16 protein-coding genes are annotated in these 17,058 nt (G+C 38.2%); 2 read left to right on the top strand and 14 right to left on the bottom strand.

The window, feature by feature from the left end:
* Nucleotides 1-73: 73 nt before the first annotated feature.
* The 7 genes from AC0L7T_RS14410 to AC0L7T_RS14380 form a co-directional block, all read right to left on the bottom strand.
* Nucleotides 74-760, bottom strand: coding sequence for a LytR/AlgR family response regulator transcription factor (locus AC0L7T_RS14410; RefSeq protein WP_473335991.1), 687 nt, complete (start codon nt 758-760; stop codon nt 74-76).
* A gap of 54 nt (nt 761-814) precedes the next feature.
* Nucleotides 815-2,230 (bottom strand): sensor histidine kinase, encoded by a 1,416-nt coding sequence (locus AC0L7T_RS14405; protein ID WP_473335990.1) that lies wholly within the window; start codon nt 2,228-2,230, stop codon nt 815-817.
* A gap of 12 nt (nt 2,231-2,242) precedes the next feature.
* Nucleotides 2,243-2,395: a hypothetical protein gene (locus AC0L7T_RS14400; protein ID WP_473335988.1), complete on the bottom strand. Its 153-nt coding sequence runs from the start codon at nt 2,393-2,395 to the stop codon at nt 2,243-2,245.
* Between the two features lie 767 nt (nt 2,396-3,162).
* Entirely contained in the window at nt 3,163-4,488 is a 1,326-nt protein-coding gene (locus AC0L7T_RS14395) for a fibronectin type III domain-containing protein (protein WP_473335986.1), read from the bottom strand.
* 819 nt (nt 4,489-5,307) lie between these two features.
* The gene (locus AC0L7T_RS14390; RefSeq protein WP_473335984.1) at nt 5,308-5,445 is read right to left on the bottom strand and encodes a type I restriction endonuclease; all 138 of its coding nucleotides are present in this window, start codon (nt 5,443-5,445) and stop codon (nt 5,308-5,310) included.
* 153 nt (nt 5,446-5,598) lie between these two features.
* Nucleotides 5,599-5,871, bottom strand: coding sequence for a type I restriction endonuclease (locus AC0L7T_RS14385; protein ID WP_473335983.1), 273 nt, complete (start codon nt 5,869-5,871; stop codon nt 5,599-5,601).
* A 138-nt stretch (nt 5,872-6,009) separates the two neighbouring features.
* Nucleotides 6,010-6,744 carry a DUF3800 domain-containing protein gene (locus tag AC0L7T_RS14380; protein WP_473335982.1) on the bottom strand — a complete coding sequence of 245 codons (735 nt, stop codon included), beginning with the start codon at nt 6,742-6,744 and terminating at the stop codon, nt 6,010-6,012.
* Between the two features lie 1,045 nt (nt 6,745-7,789).
* On the opposite strand from AC0L7T_RS14380, the gene AC0L7T_RS14375 reads away from it, so the two are divergent.
* Nucleotides 7,790-8,497, top strand: a complete 708-nt coding sequence (locus AC0L7T_RS14375) for an IS1595 family transposase (protein WP_473335981.1) — start codon at nt 7,790-7,792, stop codon at nt 8,495-8,497.
* A 532-nt stretch (nt 8,498-9,029) separates the two neighbouring features.
* On the opposite strand, the gene AC0L7T_RS14370 is transcribed toward AC0L7T_RS14375, so the two are convergent.
* The 5 genes from AC0L7T_RS14370 to AC0L7T_RS14350 form a co-directional block, all read right to left on the bottom strand.
* Nucleotides 9,030-9,185 (bottom strand): hypothetical protein, encoded by a 156-nt coding sequence (locus AC0L7T_RS14370; RefSeq protein ID WP_473335980.1) that lies wholly within the window; start codon nt 9,183-9,185, stop codon nt 9,030-9,032.
* Between the two features lie 11 nt (nt 9,186-9,196).
* Nucleotides 9,197-11,779, bottom strand: coding sequence for a polynucleotide kinase-phosphatase (locus tag AC0L7T_RS14365; protein WP_473335979.1), 2,583 nt, complete (start codon nt 11,777-11,779; stop codon nt 9,197-9,199).
* On the bottom strand, nt 11,776-12,240 hold the full coding sequence (locus AC0L7T_RS14360) for a hypothetical protein (protein ID WP_473335978.1): 465 nt from the start codon (nt 12,238-12,240) through the stop codon (nt 11,776-11,778). The genes AC0L7T_RS14365 and AC0L7T_RS14360 overlap by 4 nt, the downstream gene beginning before the upstream one ends.
* Nucleotides 12,233-13,630 (bottom strand): 3' terminal RNA ribose 2'-O-methyltransferase Hen1, encoded by a 1,398-nt coding sequence (locus AC0L7T_RS14355; RefSeq protein WP_473335977.1) that lies wholly within the window; start codon nt 13,628-13,630, stop codon nt 12,233-12,235. The genes AC0L7T_RS14360 and AC0L7T_RS14355 overlap by 8 nt, the downstream gene beginning before the upstream one ends.
* A gap of 61 nt (nt 13,631-13,691) precedes the next feature.
* The gene (locus AC0L7T_RS14350; RefSeq protein WP_473335976.1) at nt 13,692-14,273 is read right to left on the bottom strand and encodes a hypothetical protein; all 582 of its coding nucleotides are present in this window, start codon (nt 14,271-14,273) and stop codon (nt 13,692-13,694) included.
* Nucleotides 14,274-14,370: 97 nt separating this feature from the next.
* On the opposite strand from AC0L7T_RS14350, the gene AC0L7T_RS14345 reads away from it, so the two are divergent.
* Nucleotides 14,371-15,396: a helix-turn-helix transcriptional regulator gene (locus tag AC0L7T_RS14345; RefSeq protein ID WP_473335975.1), complete on the top strand. Its 1,026-nt coding sequence runs from the start codon at nt 14,371-14,373 to the stop codon at nt 15,394-15,396.
* 679 nt (nt 15,397-16,075) lie between these two features.
* Here AC0L7T_RS14345 and AC0L7T_RS14340 read toward each other — a convergent pair.
* Entirely contained in the window at nt 16,076-16,300 is a 225-nt protein-coding gene (locus AC0L7T_RS14340) for a hypothetical protein (RefSeq protein WP_473335974.1), read from the bottom strand.
* 90 nt (nt 16,301-16,390) lie between these two features.
* A complete protein-coding gene (locus AC0L7T_RS14335; RefSeq protein WP_473335973.1) occupies nt 16,391-17,041 on the bottom strand; it encodes a hypothetical protein in 651 nt (216 codons plus the stop codon).
* Nucleotides 17,042-17,058 lie beyond the last annotated feature (17 nt).

The raw sequence follows: 17,058 nt of genomic DNA, 5'->3' as shown, positions 1-17,058 counted from the left end.
GTTTATGGGTTGGCTTTTTTATTTCAAGGACTTCGCTCAACCCTTCGACAGGCTCAGGGTCCAACTGACAACATTATTTTGGGTTGCTGAACTTGTCGAAGCGCAAAAAATCGGCATAGGACAAGCTCACCGGTATAAAATGATCTTCAATTTGTACCTGATGGCGTTCTACCTTATTGATCCGGTTTTTATTGACCACAAAGGATCTGTGGGTACGCGCAAAATAGGAGGGAAGTAGCTTTTCCAATTCTTTCAAGGTCATTCTGCTGATTACTTTTTCATTTTCCAACTGTAGGGTCACGTAGTTGCCGGTGGCTTCACAATACAGGAGCTCAGTGAAATTTACACGTTGTTGGCTGTCGGTAGTTTTGATAAAAATAAATTCGGGTTCTTCTGATGGTTGCAAAGCTTTCCAATCGCGGGCTTTCTGACATGCTTTCAAAAACCGGCTCAAAGGGAAGGGTTTAAGCAGGTAATCCAGTGCATTGAGTTCAAATCCTTTAACCGCATATTCTGAATAGGCGGTAGTAAAAATTACCATGGTAGTTTCTGGAAGCATTGCCATCAGGTCAATGCCTGATATATCAGGCATATTGATGTCCAGGAAGATAAGGTCTACCGGATTGTTGCTTTGGTATTCAAGTCCTTGTATTCCATCAGAAAAAACGGCTTCTAAAGTAATAAACGGAACCTTGGAGGCGTGTGATTTGATCACCTCCAAGGCCATTCGCTCATCATCAATAGCTATTGCTTTTAACATAAAGTTAATATTTGTGATACGTAATAGAAGTTCTATTGCGTATTTCAGGTTCAATCAATCCAGTTGTAAGGAGAAATGTACGAAATATTCGCTTTCATTCGAAATAGTGGATAAACTGTACTTTCCGGGGTAATAGTGCTCCAATCTTTTCCGTACATTATCCAGTCCAATTCCAGATTCGTCTTTAGGGTCATCCGTCACTTTTTTGGGATGGATGCTATTCACCAAATCCAGGTGAACGGTTCCTTTCATGCAACGAAGGTTGATCTTTATCCAGGACTTGTTTTTGGTGCTAATGCCATGCTTAAAGGCATTTTCTACAAAGGGTATTAGCAACATGGGGGCTATTTGGCCCTCACATTCAGTAGAAGGAAGTTTAAAATCCACAGAAAGGTTCTCCTCATTTTCAAAACGTAGCATTTGAAGGTCCAGGTAGTTATTGACATACTCAATTTCTCTTTTAAGAGGAATTTTATCCTGCTGGTTTTCATGAATCATAAAGCGCATCATGTCACCGAGTTTTTGGATGCCGTCTGAAGTTCTTTCTGCTTTTTCAATCAAAGCAGTACCATAGAGCGTATTCAGGGCATTGAACAAGAAGTGGGGATTGATTTGCGATTTGAGAAAGCTTAAATTGGCCGTGCCTACATCTACCTGATGCGTGAGGTTTTTAATTTTACCCACCATACCAAAATATTTATCAAAAGAAAGGTTGGATATGGGGATGATTACCAATTGGATTAACAATCCAATACCCAGGCCAATCAAGAGGGGAGTCTCATCTCCTTCCACCAAGGCTATAAGTATAAAGAAACCAGGAAAGAGGACAATTAAAAGTACATTGAAAAAATTGGCCAACTTCGTTTTGCCAGATTGCCGCTTTTTATAGATTAGGAAGTAATTGTATACCAATACCAAAAGGATGGAAGGCAAAGCAAAAGCCAATATGAAGGCAATGCCTCTATGAACAAGTTGGTCTATTTGAAGAAGGAATAAAGTTAAAAAAAAGAAAATGCTACCCAGTCTAATTGAATTGTAGGATTGAAAATCCTTCATTTTTGGTGGGGTTAACACTTGCTTTAAAAAAATGACCCAAACCATATAGCCCATATAAATGGCCGTTATTTTGAAATAAAAGGGTGTAAAGGGAGCTTCGGTAATATTTGCTCCTGAAGAAAATAAAGTGATGATGATATAGGAGAAAATGGCAATAAATAAGCTTAATAAAATTAAGGGGGCCTTCTTTTTATTCTTTAGGTAGTTTGGTATAAGTACCATATGGAAGAGGTAAAACACCAAAAATAGAATGAGCGGGATTATAATTTTGGCAAAATAGCCAATTAAACCATCGTTAAAAGAATAATGGCCTCGATTACCTGCGCTGAGAATATTGACCAAAACGATGATCAGGAAGACCAGGGTAACGATCCACCATTCTATTTGTCGAAATGCTAATGATTTGGTTTTCATAAAGTGTTCAAGTTAAAAATTAAAGTTTAAACCGAATACCTTCCACTCGGTTTGTGTTGGATGATTGGGGTTAAATTTATCAGAAGAATGGTACACCAAATAGATATTGTACAGCAAACCTGCCAGTGCAAGGACAATATAAGTTCTTCTGTTAGCTTTGGTCATGGTCATTCATTGTTGAAAGCATCTGATAAAAGCCTTACAAAGCGGGCAGTTACCGGACTGATAAATATTTATGCAAGAATATCGCTTGCCCGGTCTTCATTCAAATTTATGTGACGAAATGGGGGAATGGAGGGATGGAAATGTTCCATAACGCTCTGTGCTTTTCTTTCGGGGGCTATTGGCTTTTATACCGGTGGCTGAGCCTGTCGAAGCCATAGGGTAACGGGCTCAGCAATATCTACTCTTTCGGCACTGCAGGAGATCCGGATGAAATTCCAGTCAAAGGGGAGTTAGGACAAACTGTGTGAGCTGTCTAAAATGATCAAACTCAGGTAATCTCTTTATTTTCAATGTTTTTCTTTTGTATTAAAGCAGGGTTGAAAGGACTGATTAACAATATTCGGCGGGTTACACTCACCCTAGCTAAACCTACTTCCATCTGGTTTACATGAGCAAATAATACCAAAATTAAATTGTTAAATGCTGTGTTCTCTTTCTTTTTGTCTTGAAACAAAAAGAAACAAAAAATTCAAGACAAAAAAATCCTTCTCCCCACAATCCCTACGCCCCCTCGGTTTTTTGTCAGCCTGCCCGCTTTTTAAAATCCAATACTTAAGAACTATGGTAACGATTCTTAATAACTAAGAGTAATAAACTGTGGACGGTAAAATACTTACATTCCTAACCATAAGGTAACTATTATCTAATCCTTAAAAGCGAGTAGTTTATGAAAAACTGATTTATTTCCGTAGAGTTCAAGCAGTAGATTATGGCATTATTTTTATAGTTTCCGGATATTCATCAATGATTTTTCCGTTTTCATTGATCATAAGGAAATGCTGGTGGGGACCATGTAGGGTAGCGATAATGGCTGAGTTTTCTTCTGCAGATTTGGATAGGTACCAAACCTCTTCAGGAGTTTTGGGTTTCTTTTTTTCTACGCCCCAGGAACCATCACCCAGGTAAACAACACCATTGGGGTGAATGGCATTGTTTTTCAAAGGATGACTTCGCTTGTAGGTATGGTCATCATTCTCAAAAGCCACACGAACCCCATATTGCTCAAAAAGAGGGATCCAATTGTCCAAAACTTCTTCAGACCAAAACTGAATGCGCTTTCCTCCCGGCTCAACCCTTCCTGAAGGGTAGCCCGGTTTATGGTAAACTGGGATTACATGTGGAATATCGGTTCGATCTGCCAATTGCTTTTCTAACCAGTCCGTTTGGGTACCACTGATGAGGTTGCTATGGGAACTGTCCAATATAAGCAGGCTTAGGTAATCCCCAAAATCCAAAACGCCATATCCAGGTTGTCCCGGAAAGGCAAATAGAGGGTAAAAGAAGGGGGCTTTTGCCAAACGCATTTCGTCCGTTGGTTCTTCCATTTCACCTTTCTTTACCTTTGAAATAAAAGCCGGCATGCCTATCCCATTGTTGATATTGGTTTCGGAAGCAGGGTAGTGGTGGTTGATCACATCATGATTGCCAATGCCAAGTACCAGTGGAATCACTCGGCCTTCAGGCGTGATCAGGTCCCTTTTGATACCATCAAACCATTGGTGCCAAAGACCTACATTTTCTTTTAAACCATTGGCATAGGCCAGGTCTCCACCCCAAACAATGAAATCAAGGTCATACCGCATGACAGCACGGTTCATTTTGCCAAACATTTCTCCATGTGAAGTGTCTCCACCAGCGGCAAAACGGATAGGGCGATCATTCTTTATAGGCATGGTGCTGAAAGAATAGGTACGGATAAATTCCCCTACCTTAAATTCATAGTTTGAATCTGGTTTCAATCCAGTGATTTCTACTCTATATAGACTGCGGTCTGAATAGGGAAAAGCATGCTCTGTGGCATAAACCTCCAGCCATATTGTTTCACCTTTTTTTCTGAAATTTAATTTATGATCAGCTTTATCTGATGGCAAGGTATGCCAGTCAATCGTCATGGTGGTAGTAGGATCCTGTTGCCAAGTGAGGAGGATTCCGGCAGGTTCTGTTTGGGCAAGAGCTGCTGAAAATAAACAGAGGACTAATACTTGTGTAAAAAATAGGCGTAGGTAAATGTTGGGTGAATAGCTGGCTGTCATACCAATTTTGTTTTAATCTGGGTTCCTATAAAATCATATTTAAAATACTGACCGAACCGTCACTGCGAACCCTTCTGGGAAGGGATAAGTGTGGCAGTGGGAATACCAATTTATCATGGATAAAAGATCCAAATCAGGTATTTGGTAAATATACCAGAAATGCTACAAAAGGTCTATTGGGAGCGTAAAAACAATTATTTTAGGGTCTTAAATGGATGGTAAAAGCCTTTAACTTGGATTCGAAGCCATTAGGAAATAGTAAAATAAATTACTTCAGGAATTACAAGGATGGGGCTATGTGTAATGTTAAATCCCAAACATCAGTTTATTGTAATATTTGAACCGGTATAAAGTGCCCCATTTCCACATTTTACCATAGTCAGATGCCTTGATTTCCCCCAAGGCCAACAAACGGCAATAATCTATAATTGGCCGGTAGACGAATGGATATATAATACATCCAAAGACAACAAATACGATTGTATTATGGTGTACAATCCAGGGGTAAATAAAAGCGATAATTGGCAAATCAGCTACTAGATGATACATCCACTCTGTATTTATTAAAAATAGGAAATTAGTAGCATATTAACTAACATAAAAACCTTAGCAATTCAGATATGCATGATAGAGGAGAGAAGAGCATGTTTTGACCAAACTTAGGAATAGATTTGAATCTATTTAACATAATATAAATTATATAACATTTATAGTTGTTCACAATTAAAGGTGAGTGTGGAATGGTTATATTTGGCTATTAAGGAAATTGTTCCAGTCTGTTTTCAAATACGTCACTCTTAATCGTTACATTTTTATTTTTTATACATGTGCTCCGTAAATAGCCTGTTTGATGGGCTCTTTCATATCCGGTAGCTTACACTCTATGATTGTCACCGGAATACCATTGATGAACAACACAATATCCGGACGGTATTGATCCTTGGTTGTACTGCGCATCGTGCTGTATTCTTCACAAACATGAAATACGTTTTGCTCCGGATGTTACCAATCAATGTATTGAAGGGTAAAACTCTTTTTGTCTCCGTCTATTCTTTGTTCGATGGATTTACCTAATGTCAATAGGTTATAGACTGATTCACTTGCTGTGATTTAACCCTCTTGCATTGGTGGGTTTTTCAATGCTTGAATACCTGCTTCTATATTGTTATCACTGAAAACTGATGTTTTCGTTGAACTAACTCGAATTGAGTTGATTTCTTTCAACTGCTCTCGCAAAACATCCTCTAAGATGACATTGGTGGTTTTATTGCCACGATAGGCCAAAGCTTCATCGGGAGTCAAATAGGTGTAGCCTAGGTTTTGCAATACCTGCAATGCTAGTATTTGACTAATATGATCTTCTTTAAATGATGGTGTTTCCATAGTCTATTGTTCTATAATAAGATCCAACCCAAATTTGTATATCTCCTATATATTCGTGATATTTGTTTAACTAAAAAATATTGGACCGGGGTGTCCCCGATCGGCAAAAAGCTGGAATTAATTTCAGCTTTTTGTTTTTTAAGGGAATATCTTAAGTCCATATAATTTACCCCCTATTCTATAAATTTTAGGTTGAATCAGGTCATAGGCCGGATTGGCCCTATTCGGATCCAAAACAAATCTGGCCACCGGGTAAGCGATCAAATCTGCAAGTTGTAATCCATTGATATTTTCTCTTTTTGATTTGAAACTGATGGCCATTCCGTAGTTTTTCAATCGTGTGGCATCTACATAACCCGTTCCCCTTGCCAACAATTTCTGAAAATGCTCAGCTAGCTGCCTGTCCTCCTTTTTACCTCGTTTCTCAATGAGGACTTCCAGTTCAATATCATCTCTATTGAGGGAATCCAAACAAAAAATACTGCGCTCAATGATAAATGAAAGTGATATTTCATAGACATCATTGGAAAGCCTTCCGTATCTCTTAATGAACTGGTCTTTTCTAATCGCCGCATTGATCACGGAATAGTCACTCTTAGCGATGCATAGGTTCAACTGCTCATAAAAGGAGCGCTTTAGCGCAGAGTCGAATAATACAACAAACTCCTTTTCGCATTTTCGGATGTCACGAGAATGAAATATTGCAGTCTTATTGTTCCAAAATTGCTTTTTAATATGATTGAAGCTTCCCTTCAACTGCTCGTAGGCCTGCTCCGACATAAGTACTCCACAGAGCAGGAATACCGGAAAATCAGGATTGACATGCGTCAAGCCATGATCTCCACTTTCGTCTATGAACAGGTAGTATTTCATCTTTTACTATTTAACTTCTTCTTCCTCATCAATAACTGCTGCATCAAACCCTTTTTCTCATCCTTGAAAGCATTTAGTTTTTGATTTAGAATATCTATTTTTTTAGTGAAAGAAAACATATGTTTTGATTATACTGACAGGAATATAATTAATTTCATTTTTCTAGTGTAGCAGAATATCATCTAAGATGACATTCGTGGTTATATTCCCAAGATAAGCCAAAGATTCGTATGGAGTCAAACAGGTATAGTCTAAAGTATGCAATACCTGCAATTCTTGCATTTGGCTGTTATGACTTTTTTTAGATGCCGGTGTTTCCATTCCGTATGTTAGTCTAAGGTCTGTTTTCGATTAAATCAATGTTCTCACAAATCCTGCTTATATAATTCTATATTATGCTAAGCTGGCATCAAGGCCAGCGAGTTTGAACGTGTAGTACTTCAAAAATAGACGTTATATTAAGTATCCAATAAGGCCAGCGCCTCAACAAACCCTGTGCCGTGCCCTGATCCTGAGCGCCTTATAATTTTTCTTTTTGGCCAACCCACAAAAGAGTTTTTCTTCAACCGCACACACAAAAGATTTCCTCATACTTTGCTCTGTACAATTCTCTAGCCTGTCAAATCGAGCTTGGGAGATTCATGAGGAGTTTGTGCGGTATGCCTGAAGCGTATGAGTAAAACACTTGTGTTTTCCCGACCCACCGGATCGTAGACCGATCAGCTCGCAAATTCGTTGATTAGTTTTCGTATGGTTTTCGCTTGATGCCGTCATGCCGGGTGGGCAAATACTTTTGGCATTGGCCCAAAAGTATTCAAAAACCCTAGCCAAAATAATCACCTATCAGCCCACTGCCACCCCACGCCCGGGTATTTTGGCGGGCCAGCACTCAATACACTCAATTTAACATAATGTATTGGATGTGATATAATTTATTTTTAAACGCAATTAGAAAAAAAATCTAATGAAGAGTATTCTTCTTTATTGAATAAGGCGTTTGTTAAATGATAAAAATAGGGCTATATTTCCTTTAAACACTGATTTTATGGAAAAAAGGTATAAGAGTCTATCAATATTTGAATTTCAGAAGCGGTTCCCTGATGACAGGTCATGTTATGAATATTTGGCAGATATGAAGTGGAAGGATGGATATGTTTGTAAAAAGTGTAACCATAACCACTATTGCAAGGGGATTAATGAGTTTGATAGGCAATGTACTAAATGTGGCCGGCTAGAGTCTCCAAAGGCTGGTACCCTTTTTCATAAATGTAAGTTCTCACTTCTTAAAGCATTCTATATCGTTTATTATGTTTCTACAGACAAGAATGGTGTCAGTAGCGGTGAATTAAGCCGTAGGCTTGAGCTTAGGCAAAAGACCTGCTGGTTCTTTAAGCAGAAAGTGATGAAGGCGATGGAAAGCAGCCAGAACTTCCCGATGATGGGGAAAGTAGAAGTAGACGAATCATACGTAGGCGGTCAGGACGACAAAGCATTGGGAAGAAACGAGGGGAAAAAGAAAATCATGGTGGTGGGCATAGAAAGGGGATTAGGCGGTGTTTCTCGTTGGTACGGAAGAGTTATAGAAACTGCCTCAAAGGTCAATCTTGGAGGATTTATGAAAGATTACATCGATAAGGACGCCGAAGTTAAGACTGACTGCTGGAGTGGCTACAAGGGTATGGAGGAACATTTCCCGAAACTTGTACGTGAAAAATCTGGAAAAAAAGGCGAAAATTTTAAACCAATAGAATAATGTTGTGATAGGCTCTTTTCCGTTTTGTCGAATGCTATTTGAAAGTGCATTATTGCCTCTTGATAGTTCCCTTGATCAAAATAATAGCAGCCCAATTCAAAACATATTGATAACGAATTATCTGTTTTCTTTAATCCGATATTGAGTACCTCCAAGTACTTTTGGTGATCGATTTTTTGTTCCAACCAAAGTCTTGCATATTTCAAAATAAGAGTAGGATCTTTTGGAAAGCGCTCTATTCCATATTCCATCGTAGAAATCTTATCTTCTACATCCGCTTTCAATTGGGAAAGACGTAAGAAAGCATCTGTGGGTACAGAATCAAGTTTAATGGCCAGTTCATAGTAGTATTGATTAGCCTTTTCAAGGTCATATATGGTGTTCTTATCAGCATAGTCTTTGTACTCGAAAACTCTAGCAGCCCAATATCGAGAAAAACCACTGACTTGATGACCATTGGATAATTTATCAGCTCTTAAAAATAACTCTAAGGCTTCCTCATAATTGGATTGTGAGTACTGAATGTGTCCTTTTAAATATGGTGGATGCCTGGAGAATCAGCATCAATCTCAACTATTTCCTGACAGATTTCTTCTGCTATTTTGAAATTCTGCTTGTCATATTCCTTCCAGGCATTTTCATATAATTGCTGAACCTTTTCTTCCGTTTTATTTATTTTCTTAGCCATAAAATTTCTCTCTACAATCTCGGGTCAACCGCTTCACTTTCCAAAGCCATTACTCCAAATACACATTCATGAACCTTTCTCAACGGTTCTTTTTTAACAAATCGATCAAGTGACTCTACACCGAGAGCGAATTCTCTGAGTGCCAGAGACCTCTTTCTACCAAGGCTTCTATTCTTCAAGACTTTCATATTCTCATCACTTGAATATTCTGGCCCATAAATAATCCTCAAGTATTCCTTCCCCCTACACTTGATAGCAGGTTGAACTAGCCCTTTTTTACCGTGAGAGATGAATTCTAATGGTTTCACAACCATGCCTTCTCCTCCTTTTTCAGTCAGTTCTGTCCACCATTCTATGGCTGATTGAATTTGAGATTCTTCATTTAAATCAATCATTTTATATGGTGTTGCGATCATCATTTTAGGATCAGCCGCGCAGATTGATTTAATCGTTTCCATATGCCATTCATGGTTCTTGCTCATGTGGGTCTCCCCTTCTGTAGCCAGAATATGAAACGGAGCTAATTTGTAATCATCCAGTCCATTAACAGGCCAACAATAGTTGCCATAGGCTTTAGTATAATCAGTGATCATTTCACTTTTTACCTTAAAGTTTTCGAGTAGTTGATCTACCCCATCAATCCCTCGTTTTTGGGTAGTTTTTAGATTGTCAATCACATCGGTCAAGGCAGCTGAAGCTGATGCTCCTACAGATGCATATTGGTCTTTCAATAGTGATTGTGCTTTTGCAGACCAAGGCATCAACTCAGCATCTAAACAAACCCAATCCGTATTGAATTGAGCCCAAAATCCAGAATTGGTTAGTGCCAATTGAACTCGATTCAAAAAGGCTTTTTCTAGTGCTGAATCATTAAAGAAGTTTCTACCCGTTCTTGTAAAACATGCTCCTATTCCTTCATTTTCAATTCCGAATCGCTCCTTTACAGCATTTTCATCTTTGCAAACCACCAAGATCGCTCTTGAACCCATGTGTTTTTCTTCACAGACTACTTTATCGACTCCCTGACTTTTGAAGTATTTCATTGCTTCCTTTGGATGCTCTAAATACTCATCAATTTCACTCGTCTCAGAAGGTGACATTGTTGGAGGCAAGTAGATTAACCATTTGGGGTTCATCGCAAATCGACTCATTACTTCAAGGGCAGCAATAGAGTTTTCTTCTCTGATAGTAATGTTGTTTCTAAGGCTTGTAGATACAATCCTTTTTCCAATGACATCATCGATATCCAAAAGATCATCCAATTCTTGCTGATGAGTCAATGCAGAATCACTTTCCACTTCCAAAGGCCTAGCTGGCTCAGCATACATCATTCTAGCAGGAACAGATACCAATTCCTCTTCAGGATATCTAAGTGCCGTTAGTTTACCACCGAATACACATCCAGTGTCGATATCGATGGTTTTGTTCAACCATTGTGCTTCGGGAACAGGCGTATGTCCATAAACTACCATTGCCTTTCCTCGGTAATCAGCAGCCCAGTTATGTCTTACAGGTAATCCAAACTCATCTGTTTCACCAGTGGTTTCTCCATACATGCAGAATGATCGAACTGCTCCGCTTCCTCTCCCCTGCATTTCTTCTTTCAATCCTGCATGAGCAATCACCAATTTTCCTTTGTCAAAAACGTAGTGACTCACCAAGCCATATAAAAACTCCTTAACTGTGTTCTTGAATTCTTCACTTTCATGAGTCAGTTGTTCTACGGTTTGTTCAAGCCCATGCTTAATTTGTACATTCCTTCCATTGAGATATTTCTGAAGCTTCATATCATGGTTTCCAGGAACGCAGTATGCGACACCTGATTTCACCATACTCATGACTAGTTTTAGTACAGCTGGCGAATTGGGGCCTCTGTCAATAAGGTCTCCAAGAAATAAGGCTGTTCTTCCTACCGGGTTAGCTACTTTATATCCAAAAGATTCATTGTCATAATCTGTTTCCTCTACACTATAGCCAAGGTTCGTGAGCAATTCGATAGTTTCATCAATACACCCATGAATGTCACCAATGATGTCAAATGGGCCACTAATCTCTTTTTTATCATTGTAAAGTTTCTCTCTTTGAACAGACTGAATTGCATCTATTTCTTCGACTGAACTCAAGACATGAACATGCCTAAATCCTTCCCTCTTTAGATTTCTTATTGACCTTTTGAGCTGAGACCTCTGTTGCCTCACTACATGTTTCCCAAAAGTCCTATCCGCCCTTTCATCGTTTCTAGCCTGACAAACTTTTTCGGGAACATCAAGTACAATGGCAACAGGAAGACAGTGGAATTCTCTCGCCAATTGAACTAAAGGTCTCCGAGCCTCGGTTTGAACATTGGTTGCATCAACTACTGTTAAATGACCATTTTTTAACCTTTTTGATGAGATGTAGTGTAACAACTCAAATGCATCATCTGTTGCCGCCTGATTGTTTTCGTCATCAGAAACAATTGCTCTGCACTTATCAGAAGATATGATCTCTGTTTCCTTGAAGACTCTTTTAGCAAAAGTTGATTTTCCAGAGCCAGAAACTCCAACAAGCACTACCAATGATAGTTCTGGTATTTTTATATCTTTTGTATTCATAATTTATCAATCCTTTCCTGAACCTCTGAGACAAAGGCTTTTTCGTTCTTATTACGAATTACCATTTCTTGAAATTCTACTTTTAATGATTCATGCGTAAGTTTCCCTTCCTCGATTTTTCCGATGATTGGAAAACCATGATTGTCATATATCGAGAGCATTCTCGCAATTTTTGTATCGATGAAGCCACTGAATTCTCTACCGTCAAAAGTGGCATGCTCTATACCTTTATTTAATTGTGGAAGAACTGTACTTTCAATGAATTTTCGTTTCCTTTTACCAGTAGTGTAAATGAAGAAATACGAGTAATCGTTATTCCTTAACCACTTCTTAAGCATTCTCTTCGATCTAAAATCGTCAACGATTGCGAAAGGAATTACAATAATGATTATTACAATAATTAATGGCAGAAGAAGCACCACCACGATTCCAATTGCGATATTTTTAATTCTATTAATCATTTAATTTGAAAATGGCCATTTGAGATGGCGCACCTACTTTTTTATCTTCTTCTCCAACAGGTTTGATTTCAACATCATACCCTTGAGAATTTGCTACTTGTCCAGCCCAATCACTGAATTCTTGCCTTGTCCATTCGAATCTATGATCGGTATGTCTGAATGAATCAGTTGCCATACTTTCGAAAAGTTCATTATACTCTCTATTCGGAGTGGTCAATACAACCATTTTTGGTTTTGAGAATTCAAAGACCACTCTTTCAAATGATCTTAGTCGGTTCAAATCCAAGTGCTCTATCACTTCAATGATGGCGGCTGCATCATATCCATCTAATCTCTTGTCTCTGTAGGTCAAAGCCCCCTGAATCAGTTTGATTCTCTCTTTTTGCTTTGGAGGCATTTCATTGTAATACAATCTTTCCATTGCTTTTTCTAATGTTCTATAGGAAACATCCACTCCAAGAATCTCTTCGAATTGCTTCTCCTTTAAAAGCATTTTTAGAAGTTTGCCTTCACCACAACCCAGATCAACTATTCTTTTAGCTCCAGAAATCTTCAGCTCTTCCAGAGCCAATTTTAATCTTTGCTGATGCAATGTTTCTTTCACTTTGACCACCTCATTTTCTTCTTCAGCTTCATTAGGTTCTTCCTCTAAATCAGTTTCAATCAGTCTGTCTAACGCATTTCTCGTTAAACCTCCAATTCCTTTGAGGTATCGTTTTGTGATTTGCTCTTTCTCAGGATGATTGCCTAACCACCCCTCTCCTTTTTGAAGTAACTTTTCTACTTCAGATTGACTCACCCAATAGTGTTTATTGGTATCAAGGACTGGAATCAAAACATACAGATGTGATAGCAACTCTTTGAGCTTGCATGATCCTTTGAGGTTCAATGTGTAATACTTACTATCACCCCATTCCAAGAAATTATCATCCAATTGGTGTCTTTGAAGTAATACTTCATATCCGAGAGGCTCAAAAAGTTTCCTTATCAATAGTTCACCACCTTTTGGGGCAGGAAGAACGGAAATCTTAACATCGAAATCCATTACCTGATCTACCAACTCAGGACGTTTGCTGCATTTACCATTTAGAGCTGTTGAAAATGCTTTCGAAATAGCCACACTCATAAATGAAGAAGCTACGTATGGTCTATCATTCACGTAATGAGCCAAGGCAAAATCACTTGTATTGTTCCTGCTATTCTTAACTAGTTCGATTGGATTGATATCCAATAACAGATTGACAGAGCAATTCTCAGTTGTTGCTTCTGAATAGAAAATATGAGCTTCTCCAGTTGATAACTCTACTGATTGTAGTTTATCTGGGTGCTTGTGCAACAGAAAGCTTAAATCTGTTGCGGGTGTATGTGTTGTTGATATATTTAGTAACATTATTTCTTATTGATAACGCTAAGTAAAATACAAGCTACGCAATCTTTTTGCGCACTAAAATTTATTTCCAAAATTCCCACCATTTACTTGAATTAATTTGTGGGTTAATAACATATTTTGGAATGTTATTGGGAATCATATCAATTTTCTTTGTCTTGGGTTCAAACCTGCTCAAATCAGTATTTGAAGAAGTGAGCAGCCATTCCTGAATTTCTAAGAGAAGTTGTTTTGCTTCTTTGCCTATCTCTAGAATCATTTTTTCTCTACTCCATCCATAATATTCACAATCCTCTAATTCATACTGATAATAACCGAGGCTTGATAGATACGGATAATCCTCATATCCCAAATCATAGAAATCTGCCAAAATTCTTTCAGGCTCCTTACAGCCTACTGAAAGTGTCTCAAGATTTACTATGATCTTCCAGTCTGTAAACTCTTTTTCATTGAAAAATGAGAGAAACAGTTTTCTAAATTCATAGTCAACTCCTCGTTGATTATAATTGAAGCTGTACAATTCAAGGATTAAATCATCATCCATTCTTTCCGCCAAACTTGTTTCAGAATAGAGCCAGTTTTCAAATTCCTTAACATCAATTTGCCTTTCTATAACCTTGAATATTCTCTCTTTTAGTGCTTCCATTTCCTTCGATTTCTAATCTTCGAAAACAAAGGTGGGTAACTAGTACGCAATATTTTTGCGTACTTCTAATATATCTGTTATTTTGTGAAAAAAAGTCATGCCTGTCAATAGAAATGCGCTTATTAGATTCAGAACAATAGATCAGTGCTTAAGAAATAGATACAGAAAATGGACGCTTGAAGACTTGATAGAGGCTTGTTCTGAGGCTTTATATGAGTATGAAGGAATAGATAAAGGTGTCAGCAAGCGTACTTTGCAACTTGATATTCAGTTGATGAGAAGCGATAAACTTGGCTACAACGCTCCAATTGTTGTCACAGAGAATAAATACTACACTTATGAAAATCCTGAATATTCAATCACTAATAACCCTCTGACAGACAATGACCTAAACAAGCTCAATGAAGTAGTAGATATTCTACGGCAATTCAAAGGATTCTCACATTTCCAGGAAATGACAGGGATGATTCAACGGTTGGAGGACAAAGTTCGGTCTGCAAAAAGTAAGCAAAAGTCAATCGTTCTGCTTGAAACCAACGAGAATCTTCGAGGCATATCATACCTTGATGATATTTATCAGGCGATTCACAAAAAGCAGGTTTTAGAACTGAGCTACCAATCTTTCAAGGCAAGAACTCCAAATACAATAAACCTACATCCCTACCTGCTTAAGGAATTTAGAAACAGGTGGTTTGTTCTAGGTAAGAAGAGTGCAAGTGAGCCACTTATTACCTTGGCACTAGATAGAATAAAGGACATTTCAATTGCTGCTAATGTAACGTATGATGAAAATGAGGAATTTGATCCTGAGAGCTATTATAAAGATGTAATTGGTGTTACTGTTGAGCGTAATAGAAGACCACAAAAAATTCATTTAAGAGTAGATCGAAAGAATGCTCCCTATGTTATCACAAAACCGTTGCATAGTTCTCAAGAGGTCATTTCAACATCTAAATCAGGGATTGAGATTACGCTAGAAGTTCAGATCAACTTTGAACTGGAAAGAGAAATATTGGGGTTTGGGGAATCCATTGAGGTAATCAAACCTGAGAAATTGAGAAATCGAATTCTCTCAAAGCTCAAAACGGCAGTTGGGGTTTATGAAACAAAAAGTGAATCATAGTACTTACAAGACCCAACCCCAAATTTCACAAACATTTGTCATCCGCTCAAAGCCTCCCACAATCCAAGGATGCCAAAAGAGTGTTCCATCCTAACCCATGAAAAAAACTCTTTTCTTCCCTCCTTTTAAAAGAAAAAATTATTCCCCACGCAGATCCCAAAGCTTACATTAACATAACGCAGGACATTATATAACAATCGTAGTGATTTGCGGTCAGACGCGCAGCGGATGATTAACATAACATCAGTTATAGAATGGAGTTCTATAACGATAGATGTTATGTTAAAGTAAATCACGGTTCGCTTATACAATGGTGCCGATTTGTACCCAATCCTACAACTGTATAAACCATCCACCAGTACAAAACATTTTCAGGTTGCTTGTGGTGAACCTATTCTTTAATTAGTGCTTCTAGTAAATAGCTGCGCAAAGGTTTCCAATAGTCAGGTCAAGCTCGCAAACCCTTGCGCAGCTATTAATAATTTTCTCACCAGTTTTCCTAATGACTTTCGTAAAGTTGCAGTCTGAATCTGGAGAATTACCAGCAGCCTACCAATGCTCTATTTCCCGTTATTTGGGGAATAGTACGGTTTAATCTAAAATTAGGGATTCTCAGCGATTAGAAATTACCCTGTGCAACTCTCACTCAATAAGCACTTTGCCATAAAAACCCCGCTAACTATTCATAGGTCTTCCCTGACATTTTCAAGACATGTTTTACCAAGCTAATTCCACCGCCCACAGCCATTCCTGTGCTGATCCAAAATGTAAGCTGGCTATTCATGTCTACTTTAAGAATCCCCAGCATGGTAATGCCTATGCTTAATCCTATGGCGATACCTATAGCGGTTCCTATGGCTACACCTATTGTTGTTCCGATTTGTATATTTCTATCAGTTCTCATGGTATTGAATTTTTATTGAATGGATTGATTGTAATTTCTTTGTAAATACTAGTAATTCAGGCTATTATCTTTCCTTATTGGCCTGCAATACTAAAATTTCATGCCTATGTAGATATTGGGTTCAAAGAGGAAATAATTTCTCCATTTGTCATCCAGTACTTTAAATTCTTCAGGCGTATTGGTGTCAAATACCCAAAACTGGGAATGAACTTGAGGTTCTATAAAGAAGCGTTTGCTTTTACCAAAACCAATATGATAACCAAGGTGAAAGGAATTGTACAGCTTAAAACCATTGTCAATTTTATTATTGTCCTCATCCAGATAGGTTTTAAACTGAGGCAAAACTTCTACCGTGGCAAACAGTCCTTTCCATAACATGCGCTGATAACTAAACCCTATGCCGGTTTCCCGCACATGTCCGGGATAAAATTCGCTTCCGGAATCCACTTTGTCCAAAAGCCCGTCCCACCATAATATGCCCATGGGCTGAAATAATCTCCAGCTGGCGAGTTTAAGGCCAATGATGTTTTTGTTGTCTAAGTTGCGTTTTACATGAAGTTCTATGTGCTGTGTATGGGTTTGATCGGTCCAGGAATCTTGCACCAACTGAGGCAAAATAATTCCGGGAAGACTTACCCGATATTTGTACTTTACAGCAGATTCAATGGCTTTTTCATTGTTTGACTGGGCAAAGCCGGTAAAAATTTGAAAGCTGAAAACGAGAATAAGTAACTTTTTCATGATTAAGATGGTTAATT

Source organism: Cyclobacterium sp. 10D3-21 (assembly GCF_055809755.1).
This window is presented reverse-complemented; position numbering and strand designations above follow the sequence as displayed.

What these genes read in the sequence shown, in the direction of transcription:
- AC0L7T_RS14410 (WP_473335991.1), bottom strand. Translation starts at nt 760, where the DNA reads ATGTTAAAAGCAATAGCTATTGATGATGAGCGAATGGCCTTGGAGGTG.
- AC0L7T_RS14405 (WP_473335990.1), bottom strand. Translation starts at nt 2,230, where the DNA reads ATGAAAACCAAATCATTAGCATTTCGACAAATAGAATGGTGGATCGTT.
- AC0L7T_RS14400 (WP_473335988.1), bottom strand. Translation starts at nt 2,395, where the DNA reads ATGACCAAAGCTAACAGAAGAACTTATATTGTCCTTGCACTGGCAGGT.
- AC0L7T_RS14395 (WP_473335986.1), bottom strand. Translation starts at nt 4,488, where the DNA reads ATGACAGCCAGCTATTCACCCAACATTTACCTACGCCTATTTTTTACA.
- AC0L7T_RS14390 (WP_473335984.1), bottom strand. Translation starts at nt 5,445, where the DNA reads ATGCGCAGTACAACCAAGGATCAATACCGTCCGGATATTGTGTTGTTC.
- AC0L7T_RS14385 (WP_473335983.1), bottom strand. Translation starts at nt 5,871, where the DNA reads ATGGAAACACCATCATTTAAAGAAGATCATATTAGTCAAATACTAGCA.
- AC0L7T_RS14380 (WP_473335982.1), bottom strand. Translation starts at nt 6,744, where the DNA reads ATGAAATACTACCTGTTCATAGACGAAAGTGGAGATCATGGCTTGACG.
- AC0L7T_RS14375 (WP_473335981.1), top strand. Translation starts at nt 7,790, where the DNA reads ATGGAAAAAAGGTATAAGAGTCTATCAATATTTGAATTTCAGAAGCGG.
- AC0L7T_RS14370 (WP_473335980.1), bottom strand. Translation starts at nt 9,185, where the DNA reads ATGGCTAAGAAAATAAATAAAACGGAAGAAAAGGTTCAGCAATTATAT.
- AC0L7T_RS14365 (WP_473335979.1), bottom strand. Translation starts at nt 11,779, where the DNA reads ATGAATACAAAAGATATAAAAATACCAGAACTATCATTGGTAGTGCTT.
- AC0L7T_RS14360 (WP_473335978.1), bottom strand. Translation starts at nt 12,240, where the DNA reads ATGATTAATAGAATTAAAAATATCGCAATTGGAATCGTGGTGGTGCTT.
- AC0L7T_RS14355 (WP_473335977.1), bottom strand. Translation starts at nt 13,630, where the DNA reads ATGTTACTAAATATATCAACAACACATACACCCGCAACAGATTTAAGC.
- AC0L7T_RS14350 (WP_473335976.1), bottom strand. Translation starts at nt 14,273, where the DNA reads ATGGAAGCACTAAAAGAGAGAATATTCAAGGTTATAGAAAGGCAAATT.
- AC0L7T_RS14345 (WP_473335975.1), top strand. Translation starts at nt 14,371, where the DNA reads ATGCCTGTCAATAGAAATGCGCTTATTAGATTCAGAACAATAGATCAG.
- AC0L7T_RS14340 (WP_473335974.1), bottom strand. Translation starts at nt 16,300, where the DNA reads ATGAGAACTGATAGAAATATACAAATCGGAACAACAATAGGTGTAGCC.
- AC0L7T_RS14335 (WP_473335973.1), bottom strand. Translation starts at nt 17,041, where the DNA reads ATGAAAAAGTTACTTATTCTCGTTTTCAGCTTTCAAATTTTTACCGGC.